We start from the raw sequence: 25,701 nt of genomic DNA on the forward strand, positions 1-25,701 counted from the left end.
AACAAGAGCTTTTTTATCTTTACAGTAAAATCAGATCTATGACCATTCAAGATATCAACAGCACGATTGAGCCACAAAAAGAGGCATTATTGCAGCATCCTTTATATAAAAAAGTAAAAACGATTGAAGACTTGCAGTTATTCTTAGAAAACCATGTGTTTGCTGTGTGGGACTTTATGTCCTTACTAAAATCATTACAATCTAAATTAACCTGCACGACAACTCCTTGGTTTGCAACCGCAAATCCAGAAACGAGGTATTTAATTAATGAAATTGTGGTGGCAGAAGAGTCTGATTTGACTATCGATGGCCGCAGACAGAGCCATTATGAAATGTATATTGAAGCCATGAAAGACTGTGGGGCAAGTACCGTGGAAATTGAAAGTTTTTTAGCAGAAGTTATTTCACTACAAAATATTTTTGTGGCCATAAAGACTAGTAATTTACACCCCAACATAAAAGCATTTCTAGATTTCACTTTTAGAGTTATTGAACAAGGAAAACCGCATGAAATCGCAGCTGCATTCACTTTTGGAAGAGAAGACTTAATACCTAGCATGTTTACGGAAATTCTTAAAAATTTTCAAACTAATTTTCCTGATACTGATTTAAGGAAATTGATTCATTACTTCGAAAGACATATCGAGATAGATGCAGATGAACACGGGCCGATGGCTATGAAGATGATTACTGAACTTTGCGGAGACGACACGCAAAAATGGATAGAAGTCCAAGAAGTTTCTGTTATGGCTTTAGACCGAAGAATTGGACTTTGGGACGCCATTGAAGAAACCATTGCAATGAAAGTTGAAATGGCTTAATTCCTTTCATTCGAATGATTTTCGTGCTTATATTAGAATCAATAATTATTGGCTCTTTAGAAAGTATAAAGTGAGAACGGTTGCTATTTGAAGATGCACCATTACAGATAAAAAAACCGTCACATTCAAATTGTGACGGTTTTTTTAATTTTCTGGAGCCAGCTCTAATTCAAGTCCTTCTAAATTTTCAGTAATAGGAATTTGACAACCCAAACGACTATTTGATTTTACATAAAATGCTTCTGATAGCATCGCTTCTTCATCTTCTCCAATTTCCGGTAATCGCACCTCATTAAGCACGTAACACTGACAAGAAGCACACATCGCCATTCCGCCGCAAGTCCCTTCCACAGGAAGCTCATACGCCTTACAAAGCTCCATGATGTTCATCGCCATATCTGTGGGAGCCTGCAATTCATGGACTATTCCTTCTCTATCCTTAATCTTTATTAGTACATCCATAAATAAATTATAGTTATAAGTTTTTTTCTTCTAGTTAATACAGCTGTGTGAATGATAAAAGCGGGAACCCTCCCAACTTTTCTTTGGAATATTACAAAAAATGACAGAACCCCGCTTGATCAGCGAGGATATGTCACAAAAATAGTTACAGGATATTTACAACAGTTTCAATTTGTGGAGCAAACTTTTTAATAGTCGTTTCCACTCCGGCTCTCAGTGTCATTTGGTTCACGCTACAGCTAGTGCAAGCGCCTTCAAGTCTAACTTTAACGTGCTTGCCTTCTTCGATGGAAACTAAAGTAATATCTCCGCCGTCTGAATTCAAAAAGGGTCTGATTTCTTCGAGCGCTTTTTGCACTTCTGTTGTTAATTCTTCTGTTGTCATATCTTTATAATGTGATAATTTAGATAATGTAATAATTCTTGTATGCTGTCAAGTAATTAATTTTATAAACAACACACTTTCTAATTTTCTACTTTTTTTTAACGGCTGAACAGCCTGCCATTGTAGTGATCTTAACAGCCTCCGAGGCAGGTAGATTTTCATTACGGTTTACCGTTTCCTGTACAACATTACGAGTGACTTCATCAAAAATGTTTTCAACTATAGATGCGGTTTGCATCGCTGCAGGACGACCGTAATCTCCAGCTTCACGTATCGATTGTACAATAGGTATTCCACCTAAAAAAGGAACTCCCAAATCTTCCGCTAAGTTTTTTGCTCCTTCTTTCCCAAAAAGGTAATACTTATTATCAGGCAACTCTTCCGGCGTGAAATAAGCCATGTTTTCAATTATTCCCAAAACAGGAACATTGATGGCTTCCGATAAGAACATAGAAACTCCTTTTTTGGCATCAGCTAAAGCTACAGCTTGTGGTGTACTAACTACTACCACTCCCGTTATTGGCAAAGCCTGAACGATTGAAAGGTGAATATCCCCCGTTCCGGGAGGCAAATCGACCAACATGAAATCCAATTCCCCCCAATCTGCATCAAAAATCATTTGATTCAACGCTTTTGAAGCCATTGGCCCCCTCCAGATAACAGCTTGACTTGGTGCGGTAAAAAAGCCAATCGAAAGTATTTTCACTTCATAGCTCTCTACCGGTTTCATTTTTGACTTACCGTCAACAACTACAGAAATTGGCTTTTCATTTTCTACATCAAACATGATTGGCATAGAAGGTCCGTAGATATCAGCATCAAGAATACCAACACTGAATCCCATTTTTGCCAATGTTACCGCTAGATTTGCAGTAACTGTAGACTTACCTACTCCCCCTTTACCAGAGGCTACGGCAATTATATTTTTTACTCCAGGAATAGATTTCCCTTTTATTTGATTTGGGTTTTCAGCCACGGCGGCTTCTACTTTAGTATTCACTTTAACTTTTGCTTCTGGGGAGACTAAGTCGTGTATCGTTTTTTTGATGTCCTCTTCTGCACGTTTCTTGATGTGCATCGCCGGTGTGTGCAATACTAAATCAACGACAACTTCATCTCCAAAAGTAACAACGTTTGTAATCGCTCCGCTTTCCACCATATTTTTTCCTTCTCCAGCTATAGTAATTGTTTCTAAAGCTTTGAGAATTTCTTTTCTATCTAATTTCATTATAATTGTACTATTTTCAATTGGTATTTACAGTTAAAACATTATTTTTATTTAAACTGATTTCAGATTACAAAGATACTATGAAAAGTTCTTATTTTAAAGGATTTGCATAGCATTTATTGATTGTGCACTTAGCTCTGCTTATTTAATGTTTCAAAACAAATTATAAAACGTCCGGTTTTTTGATTAGATTTATATTTCTTACTTCGAAAAACAAACTAGCGCTTTTTAAATTTTAAACCAATGGGACTAAGCATACATTATAAATGACAATTAGAAAGAGCCTTTTCCTTAAAAAACCTTATTGAAGAAGTAGCGGATCTAGCAAAAACAGAATAGTGGAAATGTTTTGTTTTTGAAAAGCAATTCCCCAAGAATTCGTTTTCGCAAGTAATAAGTCCCAAAAACCTCTATGGAGTCACGATTAGCTCACCAGAAAGTGCGCTTTTATGTTTGTCCTTTTTAGAAAATGGAAAAATGTGTGGAATCTTGAATTTTACTGTATTTAAATTAGACCATAACCTCGACACAAGTCACGTATATTCGGTTGCTACCAAGACACAATATGCAGGTTGTACAATTTATGAAAAATTAATTTTACTTTTAGACTATATCAGCTCCACCTATATGGTAGGTTTTGAATGTGTGGATGAAGGTCAATTCTGGGAAACACGAAACGAAAAACTATTAGAAGAAACTTTTGCGAGATACACGCACCTAATTTCGGGCTTTACTGATGCATTAACTATTTTTCCAAAACTAAAACAAGAAATAGTAGAGACTTATTGTATTCGTATTACGGGGGCGACCCATAAAAAAAGATAGCGATAATCGAGGGTAAAGACACTAATGAAGATAAATTGACCAAACTCTACATCAAACCAGGACACGAATTCAAAAAAGCTTAAAATTTCGATAGAACATGACGCTATTTATTTGGGTAACAAAAAACAAAATATACTACAGAAAGTAAAGAACGGTTTTCAGACTGTTTTTCGAACTTCGAAAATAATTTTAAAAATGCAAAGTACGATTTATAAGAAGTAAGGCAAACCTGATTTCAACCCGTCGCCACACTATCTGATTTCGAAGTAACGACCGAAGTAGAAAAGAAACTACTACTCATCCGAACTGACAATTTACGTTTAGATGCTGTTTATGATTACCAAGACGAAGAGACACTAATCTACACTTTTAAAATCGATGCACTTTTAGTGCATAAGATAACTGATCTGAATGTTATCGGATTAATCCCTCTTTTTATCGATGAACAATTTCATCAAAACCATAACCATGATTTAGAGAAAGCCACCGTCAATTTTGTATAAATGTTTTTGGATAAAAATCTGAATTTTACAAAAAAGTACAAAGCGAGGGCGCCCTGAATGATGACGAACTCACTACCTGCACGTCCTTTTTTGATAAATTCAAGGTCCAAATACTTATAATAACAGGCATCTATTTCAATGAAACAAAATCAACAGAAACCCTTAAATTTAGCATTTCGAATAAATTAAAGTTGCTGAGTCCAAAATTTATTAATCAGGAGAAAGCAATATAACTTATAAATATGATAATTGGTATGTACCTGTGAAATTACCTATAAATAGCTAAGACTGATTACTGCTCATTTATTGGCGGTTGCCAAAAATGCTTTTCAAAATCTACAATTTGATTCTCGACTACGTTAATCCCTTCACTTTCTAACAATTGCTGCATGAGATTAGTACCGTCAAAATGAAATTTCCCAGTAAGTAGTCCGTTTCTATTCACCACACGATGAGCTGGAACATCCTCACTATTGTGCGAGGCGTTCATTGCCCAGCCTACCATTCTTGCTGAACGCGCTGTCCCTAAAGCTTTCGCAATAGCGCCATAAGAAGTAACTTTCCCATAAGGAATCTCTCTTGCGACAGCATATACCTTTTCAAAAAAATTCTCGTTTGACATAGTTCTTAATAATAAATATGGCGTAGGTTGATTAGTAAGTATACGGCGGCTTAGCTCATATAATATCTTATGATATTGAATAAAGTGATTATAGCTACTACTCCCGTTATACTACCAATAATGGTATTCATATTTCTTAATATGTAATCCGCTTTGCCCTGTATTTTTTGAAAAAAGGTAATGTAAAAGTAAAAAACAAGAGTAGATCCTAATACTGCGCCGATAACAAAAATAAGATTTGAGGCAGCACTAAAAGAAAAAACATTGTAGGAAGACAACGTTATACTAACAAAAACATAATAAGGGATTGGAAAGAAATTGAGTGCCGAAAGCAGCATCCCAAGAAAAAATCGTTTCTTTTTACTATTTTTCTTGATTTTTGCTTTCTTGATTTTTGGTTTTTCAGCTAACACCAAAAAATAGATTGTCAAAGCAGCAAATATCCCAAAACCCACCTCCCGTAATAAAATCACTATATCTGGTCGAATATCAATGACACGAGCAAAAAGTATAGCTAGATAGGCTTGAAAAAAAATAATTATTACTGCACCGAAAACGAACCAGAAGGCATTTCTTTTCCCTTCTTTCAAATTGACTTTAGCTGCCGTCATATTGAGTAAACCTGGCGGGGTAATCCCAATTAAAGCAGTAAGAAAACCGGAAAGTAAAGATATAATTAAATTCATAGGCATGGTCTCAGCATTCACAAAAGGCAACCAGTTCAAACTTTAAAAATAATTAATCCTTAATTTTGAATCGAATATACGTAATTGCTTTGTTAACTTCCAAATATTGTTTTTCGTAAAAGGTCTGAAAATCAGTCACTTCCTCCGGACTTCCTTCATTGACATAGACATTGTGATTAGCATACAAAACTTCGTGTCCTTCACCATGCAGCAAACCAAGCGTATATCCATGCATGAATTCACTGTCTGTTTTAAGATTTACAACACCATCCTTTTTAAGTACTTTTTTATACAATTGCAAAAACTCAGAATTTGTCATTCTATGCTTCGTGCGCTTGTATTTTATTTGAGGATCTGGGAAAGTAATCCAGATTTCATCCACTTCATTTTCGGCAAAAATATGATTGATTAATTCGATTTGAGTTCGAATAAAAGCTACATTATGCAAGCCTTCATCAACAGCAGTTTTAGCACCCCGCCAAAAACGAGCTCCCTTAATATCAATTCCAATGAAATTTTTATTGGGATATCTTTCGGCCAAACCAACTGAGTACTCTCCTTTACCACAACCTAACTCCACGACTATAGGGTTGTCGTTTTTAAAGAAATCTACATTCCATTTCCCTTTTAAAGGAAATAAATCACCCACTACTTCTTCTCTTGTTGGTTGAAAAACATTGGTAAATGTTTCGTTTTCTTCAAACCTCTTTAATTTATTTTTGCTTCCCACGATTTTTGAAATATTTTTGCAAAATTAAGGAAATATATAAGACCGAAGACCGAACGAAAGAAAAATTAATCCAAAGTACATACAACCTCATCAAAAAAACTATTTAGACTCCATTATTTGGCTAATGACGCTACTTATTGTAACCCGATATCAGTTTATCTTCGATAGGGGATTTGATTTTGATCACAACGTTCGCATTTTCATTAGGGACCGTCATCGATAAAACATATTGCTTGATCTTCCATTCTCTACCTATTTTTACCAAAACTCCTGAACCTCGACAAATTTTCATTTGGGTGTTTAACAACTCATCGAACCACGCGATTTTACCAGTTGCATCAAAATAAATATGACGTTCCAATACCAAAAAATTCCAAGCCTTCCCTTTATCAAAATATGGTTTGGCAAATGCTTGAAAAGCAGGTTTACCCCAATTCTCTGTTGCATCGGTACCGATGAAAATAGCATCTGCGGTCATCGTTCCGAAATAAGAATCATAATCCGAATCTGCTGCAGCCTTATGCCAAGAATCAAGCAGCGTGTTAATTTGATTGTCCTTAACGCGGACAGTGTCTTTAGTTGGTTTACAAGACGCTACAGCTATCAATAAGACGAAGATGATTCTTTTCATGAGATAAAAATATGAAATCTTTTGCTCTTTGAAAGAAAAAACCGAAAAACAGGACACAATAGATAGAAAACCTTTTTTAAACTCTTGTTGCTAACCCGTTATTTTATAAAAAGAATATAATTTTTTATCTTTATGCAAATGATTGTACCGTGAAAAATTTCTTTTTATCGATTGTAGTTGTTTTATCTGGTTTTTCTCTTGCCGCTTACTATCATCAAAGAAATGATGATCTACCGGCAAATAGAACCCCCATTGTCAAAATTTCTCAAAAGATCCGTGTTGAAAAATCTATAGTTCCAATTGACGTCGCTATTCAGAGCGCTTTTTTCGAAAAATATCCCTCTTTAAAATAACACCAAAGTGATGTAAGTGCTTTATACAAAGGCAGAAGTTATAATTCAATTTGGTATGACCAAAAAAGCCAGATTGAATTTGCTGATTTACTTTGTTCTAAAGTGAACGCACTAGAAGAAGAAGAAGAAGTGCTAAAATCTAGCATGGCGTATGGTACTGTCGTTGAGGGAATATTCAATGCACATGACCGTAAGAAACTTTCCCAAACTGTTACAGAAGTACTACTAACCACTGCGTATGTCTCGAATACAAAGAAAGTATTCCATGGTGTTAAGAAAGCTAAAACTTCAGAAATTGGATGGTTTTTACCTCTAAAAACCATTTCATATGACACCCTGTTGGATTCTCTTTTAGCCTACCCAAAATTATTAAACAAAAATGAAGAGCAGCTATTTGGCCCATATTACAAACTCCGAGAAGTCCTAAAAAAATATAAAGCAATAAAACAAAGCGGTGACTGGGGAGATCTAGAAGTAGACCCTTCAGTAGCATATTACAACAATAATGATAGCTCAAAAACCATTGGTCAAATCAAGCATTGTCTTGCTGTATTGGGCGATTTAAAGCGAGATTCTGGAAGCAGGTTATATGACGAGGAATTGATGGCAGGAGTCATAAGTTTCAAAAAAAGAAACGGTTACAAAACCAACAAAATACTTTCGACCTGGCACGTACAACGAATGAACAACTCAATAAAAAAACACATCAGTTCTATTATGGTTACTATGGAGCATTGTCGATGGATCGATCCTTTGCTAACAAAAGTCCCTGAATATATATTTATAAATATTCCTGCTTTTAAGCCAATCTACGGTAAAAAAGAATTAGAATCTACTCTTTTGGTTGGTAAAAATAGAACCGAAACAGCTGTTTTTAGTGGCTCCATCAGCTCCATTCTTTTTAGTCCGTATTGGATTGTTCCCAGAAGTATCATCTTAAACGAAATAAAGCAGGCGATATTTCAAGACGAGAATTATCTTGAATCTCACGACATGGAATGGAATAATAGAAATGTCATAAAAAGACACGGAGTAAAAAACCCAATGGGCTTGGTTAAGTTTCTCTTTCCGAATTCATATATCATTTATTTGCACGGCACCTCCTATAAAAATTTATTTGAATTTGACTATCGGGCATTCAGTCGTGGATGTATTAATATGGAAAAAGCCAAAAAGCTCGCAATATTGATTCTAAAGGATGATCCCAACTGGACTCCAAAACACGTAAACGAAGCCCTAAATGGGGGAAGCAAACCATTTACATACTTAAAAACAAAATCCCAGTATAAATTGGCTATTTTACTGCCTGGATTTCTGATGACGGAACCATTAATTTTTATTAGGATTTATACCAAAGAGACGACCGCTTAGCCGATTTATTGTTTTCTAATGCTTCAGAATAAGGCTAATCCACCCTTTTCAATCCATTTTAAAAGTATTTTGCCATTACTCAACACAATACTAAATACATTAACTATATAAAAATAAAATAATTATCATCGAACCCATATTTATTTATACTTCCAATACACCACAGCAAAAGGAACAGTGTATTATAATAGTAATTTAAATGTATTTTTGCATTGGTTTCAAAACGAATCATAAGTCTATCATTATGAGAAAGTTAATTTTATCGTTTGTGTTTTTTGTTTTATTATTTTCTCTTATAATAGTATCCTGTAAGAAGAAAGACAGTGACGTGGGCGTAACCCAATACCAAATCAAAACTCCTTTTGACAGTACTTTAATACAGACTTTCTTCACCGTGCATCCGAAATTAAAAAAATACCAACCTGATGTGGAAAAACTGTACCGGAAACATCAATTTCACTATATATGGTATAATAACAATAGAGTAAATGAATTTGGTAATTTACTACACAGTAAATTAAGCAACCTAGCAGAAGAGGGAATCCAAGATGCTGTTCCTTATAAAGACGAACTAGATCAACTTTATGAATATCTTGACATCAGTCAAAACTCAAATATCGAACCCGAACTACTACATTCAGCCCTCTATTTTTTTTATACCGACAAAGTCTATCATGGTCTCAATACTAAAAAATCGATCGCAATGGAATGGTACCTACCTCGAAAAAAACAATCATACGGTACGTATCTAGACTCCCTTTTAATCGACCCAACCTTAATAAACAAAGAGGAAAAAGGTGTGATAAGCCAATATTTCTTATTAAAAAACACACTGAAAAAATACCGTCAAATAGAACAAAAAGGAGGCTGGAAAACCATAACTATCGATAATAAGGTCAAGTCCTTCGAACTTGGTGACAGCAGTAATACTATTGCACAGATAAGAGCACGATTATTCATTTCAGGAGATTTATCTAAGGACTCTAAAAGTGTATTATATGACAAAGAACTGGCTGCAGGTATTTTAAAATACAAAAATAGAAGAGGTAATACAGCCGATACTAAAATTCTTCCCGAACATATCAAAGACATGAACATCCCTGTAGGGAAACGCATAAAAACGCTTATCGTCAACATGGAACGCTGTAGATGGATTTCAAATGAAATCACAAAATCGAAAGAATTAATCGCCATTAATATTCCTGCCTATCAATTAACGTACTTTAGAGATGGCACCCCTGAATTACGATCTAATGTTGTTGTGGGAAAAGTGATGAATCAAACAGTGATTTTCAGCGCCCCAATGAAGTCTATCGTATTTAGCCCCTATTGGAATATCCCAAAGAGCATTCTAGTAAAAGAAATTCTTCCCGGCATCGAAGAAAACGCAAATTATTTGGAAGAACATAACATGGAGTGGCATGGCAATTACGTGCGACAAAAACCAGGACCTGAAAACTCATTGGGGTTAATAAAATTTTTATTCCCGAATTCGAATGCTATTTATTTACACGATACTCCTGCAAAAAGTCTATTCAATAAAGAAGACAGAGCTTTCAGTCACGGCTGTATTCGAGTGGAGAAGCCCATTGAACTGGCAACTCAGATTTTGAAAAATGATAAAGAATGGAATGAACAAAGAATTAGAGAGGCCATGAACAGCGGAGAAGAAAAATGGTATACACTAAAAAACAAAATCCCAGTTTACATTGGTTACTTTACCGCTTGGGCAGATGATAAAGGAGAAATTCATTTTTATGAAGACATTTACAATAGAGATAATGAGTTAGCGGCATTGTTATTTATAAAATAGCGATTCACGACATAGTGGAATCCAACTATTCTGGATAGGACTATTCTTGCTCCATTGTTTTATACGTTGGACTTTGTCAAATGAATCCTTCTAAACTCTCCCCATTTTATTGTATATTTAAAGTAGACTATATAAATTAATTGATATGAAACGAATACTTCTCACTTCTCTTTTTTGATCAACTGCTTGCTAGTAGTGGGATTTCCCACTACTAGCAAGCAGTCTTTCGATAGGGTCTTTAGCTCCTTTTTACCAAAAGGTTCCATCCTTTCCTGCTATTCCATTTCACAGTATCTTAGTAGCTCCTTTTTTTGATAAATACCCAAAATTTAAATATCTCCAACCCGAAGTTGTCCAACTGTACAGGAAAAATGATTAGAAGTTTCTTTGGTCTGGCAGTAGCGGTATGAATGAATTTACAGCTCTGTTATATGATAAGGTCAATAATTTAGAGCAGGGAGGACTTAAAATACGTGTGCCCTATGTAGAAAAAATACAAAGCATTTTTCAGGATGCGGATAATATGGAAAAGTCAGACGTGGAAGTAGAGTTGCTAATGTCTTTGCTTTATTTTTTTTATGCTGATCAGGTATTTAAAGGATTAAATCCAAAAAAATGCTAGAACTGGGTTGGTATCTACCGCGAAAAAAACAATCCTATGTGAATCGGTTGGACTCCTTGCTTCAAAAACCCAGCTAAATCAGTAAGCCGCTAAAAGACCTTCCAGGTCAATATTACCTTTTAAAAGACGCACTTCAGGATTATCGTGACATAGAAAAAAAGGAGGTTGGGATCCGATTGTTTTTCCCGAAAAACTAAAATCCCTGAAACTAAAAGATACTTCGGATGTTATCGTAAAAATTACAACCCGTCTCTTTATTGCCGGTGGTTTGATAACAGACTCTAAACAAAAAACATTTGATAATGAGCTGTTGGAAGTTATGCTAAAATACAAAAACCGCAACGCATATAATCCAGAGTACTTATTGTTGACCAAACATATCAGCAATATGAATATTAACGTTCACGAGCGTATCAAGAGTATTATGGTTAATATGGAGCGCTCGAGATGGATTTCGCCGAGTTTGACAAAAACGGAGAAATCTATAATAGTCAATATTCCTTCTTTCACCCTTACTTATTTTAAGGAAGGCAAGCCTGTACTTGTCTCCAAAGTGGTGGTAGGAAAATAGATGCCGCTATAAATAGAGGAGTTGAGGAAACGTACAATCTAAAAACCAAAATACCGGTGTATATTGGTTACTTCACAGCTTGGGTTCTTCGCGATGGACAAATCCATTTTTATGAGGATATCTATGGACACGATGAGCGCTTGTCTATAATATTATTATCTGACTTATAAGAGAGTGGACCATTTTCATAATTACTTGTCATACCAAAGCGATTTGGACTAAAACATAAATTCGTTTGATATTACCAATATAAAACGCCAATCTCTCGACTGGCGTTTTATATTTATAAGTAGTTATTTAGGTATCTATCCCCTAGCCCTGACTGAAGCGGCATCCTCTTGTGTGCGCCCCAGCGTACAAAAGAGATACAGCGGAAAGCAGGAAATAGCTCCAAATAAAATTATAATTATTTGACTTTTGGCAACTCTTTAAAGCCCATATTGTACAAAGTAAATGCTTGAATATCTACATTTTCTTGAATAGTTGCGGCCAATGATTTTCCAGCACCATGACCCGCTTTTACATCTATACGAATTAACACTGGATCGTTTCCTATTTGTTTTTCCTGTAACTCCGCCGCAAATTTAAAACTGTGCGCAGGTACCACTCTATCATCGTGATCTCCCGTAGTTACCATAGTGGCCGGATAGTTTGTTCCCGATTTTACGTTGTGTACCGGAGAATAGCCTTTGATGTATTTAAACATTTCTTCGCTGTCTTGTGCTGTTCCATAATCATATGCCCAACCTGCACCTGCTGTAAACGTATGATAACGCAACATGTCCATTACTCCCACGGCCGGTAAAGCCACTTTCATCAATTCAGGACGCTGTGTCATAGTAGCTCCTACTAATAAACCTCCATTTGAACCACCACGAATGGCAAGAAAATCCGGAGAAGTATATTTTTCAGCAATCAAATATTCAGCTGCGGCAATGAAATCATCAAATACATTCTGCTTTTGCATTTTAGTTCCCGCATCATGCCATTTTTTCCCATATTCTCCGCCTCCACGCAAATTGGGTACGGCGTAAACTCCCCCGTTTTCCATCCAGACTGCATTAGCAATACTAAAACTTGGTGTAAGACTCACGTTAAAACCTCCATAACCGTATAGCATAGTTGGATTTTTACCATTCAATTTTAATCCTTTTTTATAGGTAATCATCATGGGGATTTTAGTTCCGTCTTTTGAGGTATAAAAAACTTGCTTCGATTCGAAGTTTTCACTTTTAAAATCTACTTTTGGTTTTTGATATACTGCTGATTTCCCTTCTTTAGCTTTAAATGAATAGGTAGTTCCTGGCGTAGTGTAATTAGTAAAAGAATAATATAATGTTTCCTCTTTTTTCTTACCGCTAAACCCACCTGCAGACCCTAATCCAGGCAATTGAATCTCGCGTAGCATTTTACCAGTATAATCATATTGTTTCACTACTGAAACGGCATCTTTCATATAATTAGCAAAAATAAATCCGCCACCGGTCGAAGGCGACAAAACGTTCTCTGTCTCAGGAATAAAATCAACCCAATTTGACGCTGATGGATTATTTGCATCTACCGTTACAATGCGTTTATTGGGTGCGTTTAAGTCGGTCTCGATAAACAACTTCGTTCCTTCGCTATCAATAATACTGTTATCACTATTGAAGTTATCCACAATAGTACGAATTGGACTGTCTTGCTTCGTTAAATCTTTAATATACAATTCATTTCCATAAGTGGAGTTAGCTGCCGAAATCACTAAATAGTGATCATCTTCTGTAACATATCCTCCTATGTACCTGCGTTTCTGGTCTGCGCCAAAAATTAACTTATCCTCTTTTTGAGAAGTTCCTAACTTATGGAAATACAATTTATGCTCATCTGTTTTAGCAGACAATTCACTCCCTTTTGGTTTTTCGTAACTAGAATAATAAAAGCCTTCGTTTCCTCTCCAAGACAATCCGCTGAATTTCACGTCAATCAATGTGTCTTCCACCACTTTTTTAGATAGTGCATCCATGATAATCACTTTCCTCCAGTCGCTTCCTCCCTCAGAAATGGCATACGCTACTTTTAAACCGTCTTTCGAAAAATCTATGCCTCCTAGTGAAGTTGTTCCATCTTTAGAAAAGGTATTAGGATCTAAGAAAACCTCTTCCTTGCCTACACCGTCTTTTCTATACATTACTGATTGATTTTGCAATCCATCATTCTTAGAGTAATAGGTAAAATTCCCTTCCTTAGAGGGGGCACCTATTTTTTCATAATTCCATAGTTTTTCCATGCGATTTTTTAATGCATTACGAAAAGGAATTTGGTTTAAATAGCCATAAGTCACTTTATTCTCTGCTTCAACCCAAGCCGCGGTTTCTGCAGATCGATCGTCCTCTAACCAACGATACGGATCCGCTACTTTGGCGTCAAAATACTGATCTACCGTTTCTCCTTTTCTGGTTTCTGGATATTGAATTGATTTTTGGTTTTGTCCAAAGGAAGCTATCGAAGGTAATACTGCCATTATTAAAATTAGTTTTTTCATTAGTGTCTTTTTATTAATTATCAAAAATAGGGAAAATATTGGTCCTTCTCAAAGCCAAGAAAAGCTTTGGTAAAATAGGTCGTTAAAATCCATTATTTGTTACGCACTTTAAAACATATAATCCTTTACCCATGCTGTGAAAACTATTTCAAAAAGAGGAAAGGAGGTAATAAACAGACGCAAACACAGACAAAATAAAAATCTGTACGAGTTATAATTATGTATGTAAATAATTTAGACAAAGTACTGAGTCTTTGCGCTTGCTTAGTAAATCTTTGCGAAACAAAAAACTACTGCAACCACAAATCACGGAAACTCCTATCCTTATCATAATCATTCGCTTGTTTTTGAATGTTGAAATAGCGGTGCTTTCTTGGATCATTTCCAACACCTGCCAAATAAGCCCAGTTGCCCCAATTACTGCAAACATCGTAATCTATTAATTGAGATTCAAAATAAGCAGCTCCAAGACGCCAATCCATATTGAGCTCATTACAGAAATAACTCGCCACATTTTGCCTGCCTCTATTGCTCATAAAGCCCGTTTGTTTCAATTCTATCATATTAGCATTAATAAAATCAGAGGGAGTGGCACCGTTTTCCCACTGAGAAAACAATTTATTATTTAACGATTCTGAATTTTCTTTTTCGCCTTTTATACCTGCATACAAGAAAAATTTAGTCTGGTATTTTTTGAACATAAAGCGGAAAAAATCACGCCATAACAATTCAAAAATTAACCAATACGTGGAATCGTTAGCCCCATTTTCATTTTCGTATGCTCTTATTTCTTTATAAATAGTCCTAGGTGAAATGCAGCCCATCGCTAACCACGCCGAAAATTTGGAAGAATATCCTTCGCCCACCATTCCATTTCTGGTCTCTTTATAGACAGACAGCTTTTTTGTTTCATAAAAATAATAATTTAATCGCTGCATTGCTGCCGTTTCTCCTCCTTTAAATTGAATAGCGGCACGCGCGTCTATTTCAGAAAATTCCAGGCCTAAATCTTGTAAAGTAGGTAAAATCATTTCAGGAATATCTGGAGAAGTCATTGCTAATGGGCTATCAAAGACAGCTCTTACTGTAGCGTCTAATTCTGTTTTTTTTCTAAAATTAGTAAAAACATCTGGAATATCTTTTATCGCAAACGGTAAGTCTTCTGCATGGTATAAGGTACTACTGCTAAAGGTTTCTAGCTCACAACGCAATTTAAAAAGCGCTGTTTGAACTACCGCTTCTGTTTCCTTTTCTTCGTATGCTACTTCGCGTTTAGCAAAAACTTTTAAGGCTTTATATTCTGCTACAATTTTTGGGATTTCCACTTCTGGCTTCCCTCTTAAAATCAGGAGGCCCGAGCCTATTTTACGCAAATTAGCATCTAAATCTTGTAAGGACTCTAATAAAAATTGGGCTCTGAAGTTACCCGTTTTTTTAAAACCATATCGAGTTGTTACAAAATCTGCATCATCAAAACAATACACAGGCAACACTTTTTCGCCTTGTGCAATTGCTTTTACAAGTGCTTCGTTATCATATAATCGTAAATCTGTTTTAAACCAAACTATCGCTGTTTTCATAATTCATTTATTTTTTTTAGATAATAATCCGCTTGTTCTAATAAAGCCACTTTTGATTCTGGTTTCATTTTATTCCAAACATTATACATCATTCCAATTCTTGGATTTTTTGCTAATTTATCCTCATTTTTATTATAAAAATTCCAATACAAACTGTTGAACGGACATGCCTTTTCACCAGTTTTGATTTCTTTATCATAAAAACAATCGCCACAATAATGGCTCATTTTATTAATATAAGAAGCCGAGCTTACATAGGGCTTTGTCCCTACAATCCCACCATCTGCAAATTGACTCATTCCGCGCGTATTTGTAATTTCAACCCACTCAATGGCATCAATATAGATCCCGAGATACCAAGCGTCTAATTCGTCAGGATTAATACCTGCTAAGAGCGCAAAATTTCCCGTTATCATTAACCGCTGAATATGATGGGCATATCCATAATTTAAGGACTGATTTATAGTATCTCTCAAACAATTCATTTTTGTTTTTCCGGTCCAAAACCATTCTGGTAATTTTTCTTGATTGTTGAAAAAATTCATATTAGCGTAATCTGGCATTTTCAACCAATAGATCCCTCGCATGTACTCCCGCCATCCTATTATTTGTCGGACAAACCCTTCTAATTGATTGTATTCAATTTCGTTAGGTCTCTTTTCCCATTCTTGTATGGCGCTAGCAATCACTTCTTGTGGCGAAATCATTTTTATATTCATCGAAAATGAAATTCGCGCATGATATAAAGACCATTCGTTTGGCGACATCGCATCTTGATAACTACCAAATAAAGGCAAGCACTCGGCAAGAAAAAAATCTAGCAACTGCAAAGATTGTTCTCGGTTCACTGGCCAAACAAAATTAGCAGCATCGATATTCCCGATGGTTTTAACATCTGTTTTCTTTATTTCCTCAAAAACCTCAGAAACATCGTTATCAAAAACCAATGGAGGCGTTGGTTTATGATTTTTAGGTAACTTTTTACGGTTCTCCTTATCGTAATTCCATTTTCCTGTTACTGGGTTATTTCCCTCCATTAAAACGTTATGCTTTTTCCGGAGCATGCGATAGAAATTTTCCATTACGAAGGTTTTCTTTCCTTCAAAGAACTGGCCTAACTCTATACGGGAAGTGAAAAAATGTTCCGAATCTACCACTGAACTTGAAATCGAGATCGAGCTGCAAAAATCTTTCAAAACGGCATCAACCCTATATTCATCAGGAAATTGGTATTCAAAATGGGTGAAATTATGTTTTACAATCAGGCTTTTGACGTTTTGCTCGAAGGACTGTAAGTTATTATCATCCAATAGCTTAATATAGATAACGGAATGATTATTTAACTTTAGCTCGTCGCTAAAATTTCTCATTGCCGAATAAGTTCCAACTACTTTTTGAATATGATGCGCTACATAATCAGTCTCTGTTCGAATTTCCATCAAAACATAAGTAGCCGAATCGTCCGTATTTTTAAACCAAGAATGATTACCGTTTAGTTGATCACCAAGAATTAATCTTAAAGTCTTATTTTCCATATTATTTGTTGCTTCTGCATTTGTCACTACAATATTTTACCTCATCCCAAACCTTTTCCCATTTTTTACGCCAAGTGAAAGGCTTGTTGCATACCACACATATTTTAGTTGGTAAGTTTTGTTTTTTAACTCCTTTCATCATCTAGATTTAAGCGGTTTCTTTTCCATTCTATTCCCACTGATGAGCCTTCCGCTATAAAAACTGCTTCTGGCTCTGTGTCATTTAAGACTGCAAAAGCATCGCCATACATTGCTTTAAAATCACAATCAATTGTATAGGCTAACACTTGGTTTACGCGCCAGCTCGGATGTTGCAGTTTATATTCTTCCGTATTATTTTCGTCGATTTTCGTGTAACCATAATAATGTTCGAATATGAATTTTTCCAAAGTTTGACTTTTCATCACTTTAGATTCCGTGGTCGCCTCTACATAAATACTATTCCATTTTTTATTTAAAAGCCATTCAAAATTTACTTTTTGACTTTTAGTATCCCTAGTTATTTCATGTTTCGTCGGGACAACTGTGTAATGCTCCTTGTATAATTTATTAGCCATCCACGCCACGATGGGATAAGGAATGGTTTCATTTATAAAAACCACGCCCCGTTTTAATGTATCGCCCTCTTTTCGAACCACATAAAACCGTAAATTTATTTCTTCAAAATTGCCAAACCAAGGGATTGGAACATTGAATAGCTTAATTTTCTTAAACATAAAACCCACAAGACTCATGTATGCTTTACCATTATACAAATCAAGCTCTACTCCTTTGGGCAAGAAAGGAAGTAGTATTTTAGGGTCAATTTCATAGTTAGCCATTATGATGTTTTCCCAGTTTGCTTTTAAAAAAATAGTCATTATAGTTTTGTTTTTCTTGTTCTTCTATTTGGATTAGAAACGTGTTTCTTCAAAATTCTTTTCCCCTCTTCTTTTACTTCGTCTTTTTTACGGAAACTCCAAACGATATCACTGGCTAGTTTTCTCGTTTCTTCAATATTTACGATTGGAGCAGGATAATCTTTCCCTATTTCGCAGTCATAAAATTGTTGTTCAATCATATTTAATTTCCACGGCTCATGAATTAGATTCACTGGAACTTCCGATAGTTCCGGCAGCCATTGTTTAATAAAAACAGCGTCAGGGTCGTGATCTTCAGAGTTTTTTATTGGACTATAAATTCTAATAGTATTGATCCCTGTTGTTCCTGATTGCATTTGAACTTGTGGATAATGAATTCCAGGTTCGTAATCTAAAAATTGTCGTGCTAAAAAATGCAACTCCCGCCAATCTTGCCATAAATTGAACGTGAAAAATGAAACCACCATAGCCCTCATCCTGAAATTGATATATCCCGTTGCAACCAAACATCGCATGCAAGCATCAACAATCGGTACACCAGTTTTTCCTTCTTGCCACGCTTTGATATAAATTTCATTCTTTGGCTTGACTAAAACATCATACGCTCTATTTACATTTTCAAATTCCATTCGGCATTCATCTTCAAATTTTTGTATAAAATGGCAATGCCAATGCAACCGAGATACAAAATTGAGAATCGCTCGTTTATTTTTAGAATTCTCATAATGCTGATTCGTATATTGATAAATCATGCGCATGCTGATGTTTCCATAAGCTAAATAAGGAGATAAACGGCTACATCCTTTTCTACTCAAGGCCGGTTTTGAGATATGCTTACTGTAATTGATATAGCGTTCTTTTACAAAGCTATCTAAATAACGCCAAGCAAGATGTTCCCCTCCCTGCTGAAAATTTTTATTTCTGTTTACAATATTTTCTGGTAGCTCTTCCCCCCTTATCGCATCATAGAAAGTGCTTTCTAATTGTACTAAATTTAAATGCGATTCATTAATGATTTTAGGTTCGGCACGCATTACTTCTTCCCATCGCTTATCCCAGTGCTGTCTTGATTTTAATCTTCTGATTACGCCATGCATTTGCGACTCTTTCCAGCTGATTTTGTTGTTTTGAAAAAAAACTTTCATCGTTAAATCCCTATCGAAGGTACACTTGTTACCAATTTCTTGATGTGAAAAAACGGTGTTTATGTCATAATGTTTTAACAACTCCTCAAAGACGGGCTGCACTTCACTGTGGAAATAATACAGTTTAGAACCTGCTGGGTTTAGCTTGGCTTGCAAATCTTGAACAGACTCATAAATGAACCGCCAATGACGAACGTCAGAATCTTCATAATTCATTACTGTAGGCTCAAAAAAATAGACCAATAATAAAGGTAATCTAGACGTGTACGCAGCAAATAAAGCTTCGTTATCTGTAAAACGAAGGTCTCTTTTGAACCAAACGATATTTATTGTGGTTTTAATCACTTTACTTGATTTTGATTGTTGCTATTCAACCTAATTTTTCTTTTATTTCGAAAATATAATTGTTTAACTTCCTCGCTTTTTTGTTAAACAAAGATACGGAACTTAGATTAAAAATGAGGTTGAAATTTTAAAACATATAAGTCCCATCCCTTTTTTTAACTTATTCTACTAGAAATATATTTCAAAAAGAGGTTTCAAAGCTCTGAAACGAGAAGCGCGGCATACTTTAAAACAATTACTTGAATCCCATTAGTTTAAGTTTAAAGTAAAAGCTATTTCACAGCGAGACGCTAAACTAAATAAATCTAGATGGTTTAAAATTTAAGGGGACAACTGATTAAACTTATATTGCAAAAAAATCGTCCAATTAGTAGTGATTCAAGAATATTAAATAGTTTAAAAATGATTTGAGAGACTTAGTGTTTACTATTTGTTACATTGTGTAATTCTTCTTTTTCGAAATTTGAAAATAAAAAAAACGCTACCTTTTTAGATAGCGCTTCTACATAGTTTTTATTTTACAAATCAAAATTAACCCCAAGGACGATATTGCGTCCTATATTTGGAATTCCATCATTTTTTAAACGAGATAGGTGTGCGATATATCTTTTATCAAATAAATTATTTCCGTTTAGATTGACATCGAATACGGTTTTACCCAATTTTACGGTTCCTCCAAAACCTAGATTGACTAAAGTATATCCATTAGAGTGAGTTTCAAAACCACTGACATTCTTCTGATTGAAGGTACTGGTAAAATTCAAAGTAGCATAACCTGCTTCAAACCAGTTCTTGATTTTGAATTCAGTTCTAATAGTATTACTCCAATTGTTAGCTGGTATCAGCGGCAAATAATCCCCATTCTGTTTCTCACCGGTAACAGTTTCAAAACTAGTCTCATAATGCAACCAATCTAAAGGATGTGGATGGAAATGCAGTCCTATTTCTCCTCCATACAGCATAGCATTATTTTGGATATAGCTGAACACATCATTATTATCTTGAATCGTTCCCGTAGGTGAAGTATAAATATAGTTATTGATGTGATTATAAAAACCATTTACAAAAAACTCTAAATGACTATTATTGTACTCTAAATTAATATCAGACTGTACATTTTGCTCTGTCTTTAAATCACTATTCCCAATTTCGTACCGATTGGTACCCTCGTGAACTCCATTAGAAGTTAATTCGGCTAAATTTGGTGCCCTAAATCCCGAAGCCAGGTTTAATCGCAACGTCAAATCATCAGCAAGATCCATTTTGTACCCCAAGGAAGCATTAAAACTATCAAAGGATCTATCAACTGCTCTAAAATACCCTTCTTCCCCGATTATTCCATTTTCGGTTGAAGTGATTTTTCTATTATCAAAACGCAAACCTGCTTGCAGTGCACTGTTGTTGTCCCACTCATAATTTATAGTTCCAAAAACACCAAAATCATTTGTGGTAGCATCTGGAATCAAATACTCCTCTCCTAAATTAGTATTCGTTTGATGCATTCCTTGAATTCCGAAAATCGATTCTAGTTTACCCATCTTAGGCAAATAATACTTCGCATCATAATTAAAAGTTTTCAATTTCATGTGCAAACCTGCCACGTCACTATCTTCATACTCAGAGCGATCGTTAGCTACATATCCTAAATCAACATCCAGCTTTGAATCTTCTAGATAGATAACTGAATTCAAACTCAACAGATGGTTGAAAACTCCTTGTCGGGGAAATGTAGTGTTTTTACTTGACGTTTGTTCTGCTATACCATCTTCTGGAATTCCTAAGTCTAATTTGTTATAATTGTATCGAAGAACTGAAGAAAAGCTAGAATCACTATAGCCAATTCCAGTTTTAAAATCAGTCTCATTATAACGAGTGTTGGTTACACGATCTCCTCCTGCTATTCGATAATCAGAATGGGTATTGAAGCTTCCTCTGGTTATAAATTTCCAGCTTTCAGTCGACGTTTTTAATCCAAGTGAAGAGTTGCTCCCTAAAGTATTGGAAAACAACTTCTGACTGAAGTTAGCTTTAAAGGTATTTGCATCTGCAAATTTCTCTGGGTTAAAATATAGAACACCACCCAGTGCATCTGACCCATACAATAAAGAAGCAGGGCCTTTGATTACCTCGACACTTTCTACTCCGGCATCATTTAACCCTAAACCATGTTCGTCGCCAAACTGTTGGTTCTCCATTCGAACCCCCTGCGAATAAACTAAAACGCGGTTTCCGCTTAAACCACGGATAACCGGTTTCCCTATCGATGTACCAGTAGAAACTTGAGATACTCCAGGAATCGTTGCTAAGCCTTCGATTAGGGTTGCAGTTCCTTTTTGCTGCAATTCCTTTATGGTCTTATGCTCGACCTTCATCACATTTTGTGATTGTATTTTATTGAAAGCAGTAGAAACGATTACGGCATCCATTTCAAAAATAGTTTGTTCTAGCGTTACATTTAAGTCGTTCTGATTTAGCTTAACCTTGATTGTCTTAACTTGATTTGAATACCCCACATATTCAAATAGCAACTTTAAAACTCCAACAGGAAGATTTGTCAAAGAATAGCGTCCCTCCAAGTCTGTAGTAGTTCCTTTGTGCAGTTCAGGGGCATAGATTGAAACTCCAATTATAGGATTATTAGAACTGTCAGTCACTGTTCCTGATATTTTGTTTTGTGCGTGAAGTAGGGCTGAAAAACCTAACAACAGCATAATTATAAATTTTTTCATTTAAAATGCTTGTATTTTAATTTAAAATCCATTCTCTACAATAGTCGTTATATTGTAACATTTAAAACCTTCGATCGTCCTAATTAGCGTTAGCGAAAATCGCTATACTTTTTTTCGTAATACTATTTAGACAAACTTATCCGTTTGAAACGCGCTTTAGATAGCACAGTTTGTTATGTTGTTCGGTTACACAGTGCCTTGCTTCTTACTAGTCCTTTTATGAATTACTACTTTTGGTTTTGTACAAAACCTGCAACTTCAAAGCGATCGCTTTTATTACCAAATTTTAATTCATTAGAAACATTTTGCATAGTTACAAAAATAAGCAAATAGTATGTACTGCTGAATATCGAAGAACGTAGTAAAAACAAATAAAAAAAAGCGCTACTTTTTTGAATAGCGCTTTTTCACTTGGTCCATTTCTTTATTAAAATACTATTTAACCTGAATAGGATATGTAATTTGCGCATCTGTTGCTCCACCAGCATTTGTAAGTGAACCCGATGCAACTCCAGGAGCACTTTTAAGAGGTTCGTGTCTCAAGATGACAACTATATTCCCATTTGCAGCTGCTGCGCCTGTTTTTAAAGTAAAAGCCAATCCAATTGGTTTACCATTCATATCGGCATCGGCATAAGTAAAGATACCAATTGCTTCTGGAGCCTGAAAAAACAGCTGATGCTCCACTCCTTCTTCTTTTACTTCCAATGTAATATCATCTACCGGTGTCACTGATTCATTTAAGAAACTAACCGCTCCACTATACGTAGTGTTAACTAATAAGTCACCAGAGACGGTCACTACTGGGACATTTGGTCCGTCTCCGTCCAAATCTCTAGAAGTCATCGTAACCGTTTGGCTTCCTGCTATCAAAGTAGTTGTTACTGTTGTAATTACCTCTTCCTGATTTATTGCAATTGGATCATCGTTGTTACAAGATGAAAACGTGAATACTGATATAAGAGCTAAAGATATTGTTTTTAAATTTTTCATTTTTTTTGTGTTTACTATTTAATAATTGAATTTTAATTGAATTTGAAAGTTCCTACCCATTTCATCCGCAAAAAAGCGTTGCCTATTGAGATAGTCTCTGTAATTAGTGTTTACTATATTTTGCACAGAAAATGCGATTGTTGTATTCGACTTACCAAAAGTTTCGAATTTCATTTCCGAATAAAAATGCAGCAATTGATAGGCTGCAGGTGGCGTACTGATATCGACTAAAACTGGAGTCAATTCATTATTCACAACAATATTTGTCGTGAAATTATTGTCAGGAAACTGATTCTGACGCAGTACGATTTCACTTTTTAACTCGACTTTCATGTCATACCATTCCCTTTTAGAAAACTGAATTTTATTGCTCAGATTCAATGGTGGGATATCGATCAAAGATTCCTTGTTTGTCATGTCTCGTCCAGTCACATATGCTAAAGCGAAATCATGTTGCCATTGCTCGCTCATTTTCCAATGGGTCTGGACGTCAATCCCCGCTAATCTTGCATTGGTTTGTTGGTATTCCCAAACAGGGAACGCACCACGAATGGTTGTCTCAAAACCAACAGGACGCAAGAACATGAAATTGCGGATACTGTTTATAAAAGGATTAACCTCAACCGAGAAATTACTCCAATTTTTCTGTACCGTTGTCGATACTTTGACTGCTTCTTCTTTGTCTAAAGCTAAATCTCCCAACTCGATAATACCGGTAGAATGATGTAAACCATCACTAAAAAACTCAGAAGGATTTGGATTTCTCATGGCAAGACTGATGTTAGAATACCAGTTCAAGTTCGTGGCAAATTCTTTATGGAATCCTGCACTTGCTGAAACATTATGAAAAGTAAAACTAGGCTTTGTCAACCATTGATTACCATCTTCACCCACAATAAAATCAGCAAATTCAGTTGCGTAACCTCTTTCCGCCCATCGCGATTTCAGGTAGAACTTGGCTGCGTCCAAACGAGAATAGTCATATCGCAATCCGGTATCTATAGAAAAGCTATCCGATAAATCATAGCTCACGATACCATAAGTCCCAAGCTCGATCCTGTTAAAATTAGGAATTAAAGGTTTTATTCCTGTGGCTGGATTTGCAAAATTATTCTGAATACTTCCATTGACTCCGGTTTTGATATTCCAGTCATGCAGTAATTTTTTATAATCTACATTTACTGCATGCGTTGTCAACGCTAAATCTAAAGCGGCTATCTCGTTGAAATCTCTTCTACGCACATCAAACTCTAGTCGTTTATTAAACTGAAAAGAATACTGTACTGCAAGAGAAGCCGTTTCATTCAAATAGTAATTGTAGTTCATTTTTGCCAAGTGATGTTGCACTTTCTGCTTTGGATTTCTAATGGTATACGTAAAATCGTTTATGACAGAAGGAATTTTATTGCTAATAGAGTTGTATAAATCGTTAACATTTCCCGTATGTGAAGCACTCAAAATCCCAATTGTAGTATTGTAATAACTGTAATAGGCAGAAAAGTCCTGTTTTTTTCCAGTAAATTTTATATCGCCAGAAAAGTTAGCTTCTCGATTCCCTGAGTTAGACAACACATAATTGGGCGCTTCTTTGTCTCCCATATACTTCACTGTTCCCAGTGTATGCCAACTCCACCCTTTATCATTTCCTTTGTGCAGACTTGAGCTCATGGAACCACCTCTGCCATTTGACGCTAGATTCAGAATAGTTTTCCCAAAAAGAGTGTCTTTTTTAACCGAAATAGGTTCTATAATAATCAAACCTCCTACTGCGTCACCACCAAACTGTAGTCCAGAAGCGCCTTTAATGACCGTGATTTTTCCCGCTGCATTAACATCAAAATTTGGCGCATGCTCCGTTCCCCATTCTTGATCTTCTAAACGAACATTGTTGTTGATGACCGGAACTCTGCTCCCAAACAATCCATTAATAACCGGCTTCACCACTGAACTTCCAGTTTTAAGACTAGAAACGCCTGCTATTTCCGTCAAAACATCACCAAGAGTCTGATTGCTATACTTATCAATCGTTTCCTTTTTAATCTTTTGTTCTACTAGGGATTTATTCAGCGTATTGGCTTTTTGCCTGATGACCACTTCTTGTAGCTGGATTGTATTTTCTGTTAAGACAAAGTTTAAAACTTGGTCATACGCTATCTTCACTACAGTATCTAGCGGTTGAAAACCAATACAGGATACAAATACTTTAACTTTTCCTGATGGTAATCTTTTAATAAGATAGTTCCCAGAAACATCTGAGGAGACTGTTTTTTTACCAATGTGTACGTGACTTTCGGAAAGAGGCACTCCTCCTTGAGTAGTAATTTTCCCTTTAACTATGTTTTGCGCAAAACAAATACCGCAAAAAAA

At 35.6% G+C, this 25,701-nt stretch carries 23 protein-coding genes; 7 read left to right on the forward strand and 16 right to left on the reverse strand.

Translation table 11 applies throughout. The features are described from left to right. Positions 1–38: 38 nt before the first annotated feature. Complete coding sequence (locus A3SG_RS0110710; protein ID WP_029596744.1) at positions 39–821, forward strand: DUF3050 domain-containing protein; 783 nt, start codon at positions 39–41, stop codon at positions 819–821. 144 nt (positions 822–965) lie between these two features. Here A3SG_RS0110710 and A3SG_RS0110715 read toward each other — a convergent pair whose 3' ends face one another. The 3 genes from A3SG_RS0110715 to A3SG_RS0110725 form a co-directional block, all read right to left on the reverse strand. Further along, positions 966–1,283, reverse strand: coding sequence for a 2Fe-2S iron-sulfur cluster-binding protein (locus A3SG_RS0110715; protein ID WP_016990020.1), 318 nt, complete (start codon positions 1,281–1,283; stop codon positions 966–968). Between the two features lie 145 nt (positions 1,284–1,428). Beyond that, on the reverse strand, positions 1,429–1,668 hold the full coding sequence (locus A3SG_RS0110720) for a NifU family protein (RefSeq protein ID WP_016990021.1): 240 nt from the start codon (positions 1,666–1,668) through the stop codon (positions 1,429–1,431). Between the two features lie 88 nt (positions 1,669–1,756). Beyond that, positions 1,757–2,896: an Mrp/NBP35 family ATP-binding protein gene (locus tag A3SG_RS0110725; RefSeq protein ID WP_016990022.1), complete on the reverse strand. Its 1,140-nt coding sequence runs from the start codon at positions 2,894–2,896 to the stop codon at positions 1,757–1,759. Between the two features lie 489 nt (positions 2,897–3,385). Here A3SG_RS0110725 and A3SG_RS0110730 point away from each other — a divergent pair, with 489 nt between their 5' ends. Further along, a complete protein-coding gene (locus tag A3SG_RS0110730; protein ID WP_157485418.1) occupies positions 3,386–3,721 on the forward strand; it encodes a hypothetical protein in 336 nt (111 codons plus the stop codon). Positions 3,722–4,516: 795 nt separating this feature from the next. On the opposite strand, the gene A3SG_RS0110740 is transcribed toward A3SG_RS0110730, so the two are convergent. The 4 genes from A3SG_RS0110740 to A3SG_RS0110755 all read right to left on the reverse strand — a co-directional run bounded on the left by A3SG_RS0110740 (position 4,517) and on the right by A3SG_RS0110755 (position 6,893). Next, positions 4,517–4,846: an MGMT family protein gene (locus A3SG_RS0110740; RefSeq protein WP_016990025.1), complete on the reverse strand. Its 330-nt coding sequence runs from the start codon at positions 4,844–4,846 to the stop codon at positions 4,517–4,519. 50 nt (positions 4,847–4,896) lie between these two features. Continuing rightward, positions 4,897–5,532, reverse strand: coding sequence for a LysE family transporter (locus tag A3SG_RS0110745; protein WP_016990026.1), 636 nt, complete (start codon positions 5,530–5,532; stop codon positions 4,897–4,899). A gap of 52 nt (positions 5,533–5,584) precedes the next feature. Further along, positions 5,585–6,262, reverse strand: a complete 678-nt coding sequence (gene trmB, locus A3SG_RS0110750) for a tRNA (guanosine(46)-N7)-methyltransferase TrmB (RefSeq protein WP_016990027.1) — start codon at positions 6,260–6,262, stop codon at positions 5,585–5,587. A 130-nt stretch (positions 6,263–6,392) separates the two neighbouring features. Then, on the reverse strand, positions 6,393–6,893 hold the full coding sequence (locus tag A3SG_RS0110755; RefSeq protein ID WP_016990028.1) for a nuclear transport factor 2 family protein: 501 nt from the start codon (positions 6,891–6,893) through the stop codon (positions 6,393–6,395). Positions 6,894–7,042: 149 nt separating this feature from the next. Here A3SG_RS0110755 and A3SG_RS20820 point away from each other — a divergent pair, with 149 nt between their 5' ends. The 5 genes from A3SG_RS20820 to A3SG_RS22355 all read left to right on the forward strand — a co-directional run bounded on the left by A3SG_RS20820 (position 7,043) and on the right by A3SG_RS22355 (position 11,623). After that, complete coding sequence (locus A3SG_RS20820; RefSeq protein ID WP_016990029.1) at positions 7,043–7,246, forward strand: hypothetical protein; 204 nt, start codon at positions 7,043–7,045, stop codon at positions 7,244–7,246. Positions 7,247–7,294: 48 nt separating this feature from the next. Beyond that, complete coding sequence (locus A3SG_RS23135; protein ID WP_232226351.1) at positions 7,295–8,617, forward strand: L,D-transpeptidase family protein; 1,323 nt, start codon at positions 7,295–7,297, stop codon at positions 8,615–8,617. A gap of 244 nt (positions 8,618–8,861) precedes the next feature. Then, on the forward strand, positions 8,862–10,430 hold the full coding sequence (locus A3SG_RS0110765; RefSeq protein ID WP_016990030.1) for a murein L,D-transpeptidase: 1,569 nt from the start codon (positions 8,862–8,864) through the stop codon (positions 10,428–10,430). Positions 10,431–10,836: 406 nt separating this feature from the next. After that, a complete protein-coding gene (locus tag A3SG_RS0110770) occupies positions 10,837–11,052 on the forward strand; it encodes a hypothetical protein (protein ID WP_029596745.1) in 216 nt (71 codons plus the stop codon). Between the two features lie 268 nt (positions 11,053–11,320). After that, positions 11,321–11,623, forward strand: coding sequence for a hypothetical protein (locus A3SG_RS22355; RefSeq protein ID WP_035663842.1), 303 nt, complete (start codon positions 11,321–11,323; stop codon positions 11,621–11,623). Positions 11,624–12,029: 406 nt separating this feature from the next. Here the strand turns inward: A3SG_RS22355 and A3SG_RS0110780 are convergent, their stop codons facing one another. The 9 genes from A3SG_RS0110780 to A3SG_RS0110820 form a co-directional block, all read right to left on the reverse strand. Continuing rightward, the gene (locus A3SG_RS0110780; RefSeq protein WP_050979831.1) at positions 12,030–14,126 is read right to left on the reverse strand and encodes a prolyl oligopeptidase family serine peptidase; all 2,097 of its coding nucleotides are present in this window, start codon (positions 14,124–14,126) and stop codon (positions 12,030–12,032) included. A 311-nt stretch (positions 14,127–14,437) separates the two neighbouring features. Continuing rightward, positions 14,438–15,727 carry a DASH family cryptochrome gene (locus tag A3SG_RS0110785; RefSeq protein WP_016990033.1) on the reverse strand — a complete coding sequence of 430 codons (1,290 nt, stop codon included), beginning with the start codon at positions 15,725–15,727 and terminating at the stop codon, positions 14,438–14,440. Further along, positions 15,724–17,289, reverse strand: a complete 1,566-nt coding sequence (locus A3SG_RS0110790; protein WP_016990034.1) for a cryptochrome/photolyase family protein — start codon at positions 17,287–17,289, stop codon at positions 15,724–15,726. Before A3SG_RS0110790 ends, A3SG_RS0110785 begins: the two co-directional genes overlap by 4 nt. Beyond that, a complete protein-coding gene (locus A3SG_RS21245; RefSeq protein WP_410500997.1) occupies positions 17,264–17,404 on the reverse strand; it encodes a DUF2256 domain-containing protein in 141 nt (46 codons plus the stop codon). Before A3SG_RS21245 ends, A3SG_RS0110790 begins: the two co-directional genes overlap by 26 nt. Beyond that, the gene (locus A3SG_RS0110795) at positions 17,388–18,122 is read right to left on the reverse strand and encodes a YqjF family protein (RefSeq protein WP_016990035.1); all 735 of its coding nucleotides are present in this window, start codon (positions 18,120–18,122) and stop codon (positions 17,388–17,390) included. Before A3SG_RS0110795 ends, A3SG_RS21245 begins: the two co-directional genes overlap by 17 nt. Continuing rightward, positions 18,122–19,612, reverse strand: a complete 1,491-nt coding sequence (locus tag A3SG_RS0110800; RefSeq protein WP_016990036.1) for a cryptochrome/deoxyribodipyrimidine photo-lyase family protein — start codon at positions 19,610–19,612, stop codon at positions 18,122–18,124. Before A3SG_RS0110800 ends, A3SG_RS0110795 begins: the two co-directional genes overlap by 1 nt. A 518-nt stretch (positions 19,613–20,130) precedes the next feature. Then, positions 20,131–22,341, reverse strand: coding sequence for a TonB-dependent receptor (locus A3SG_RS0110805; RefSeq protein WP_016990037.1), 2,211 nt, complete (start codon positions 22,339–22,341; stop codon positions 20,131–20,133). Between the two features lie 435 nt (positions 22,342–22,776). Beyond that, positions 22,777–23,334 carry a hypothetical protein gene (locus A3SG_RS0110815; RefSeq protein ID WP_016990038.1) on the reverse strand — a complete coding sequence of 186 codons (558 nt, stop codon included), beginning with the start codon at positions 23,332–23,334 and terminating at the stop codon, positions 22,777–22,779. An 18-nt stretch (positions 23,335–23,352) separates the two neighbouring features. Beyond that, a partial coding sequence (locus tag A3SG_RS0110820; protein ID WP_016990039.1) for a TonB-dependent receptor occupies positions 23,353–25,701 on the reverse strand: 2,349 nt, incomplete at its 5' end.

The organism is Flavobacterium sp. ACAM 123 (genome assembly GCF_000264055.1).
Lineage (GTDB): Bacteria > Bacteroidota > Bacteroidia > Flavobacteriales > Flavobacteriaceae > Flavobacterium.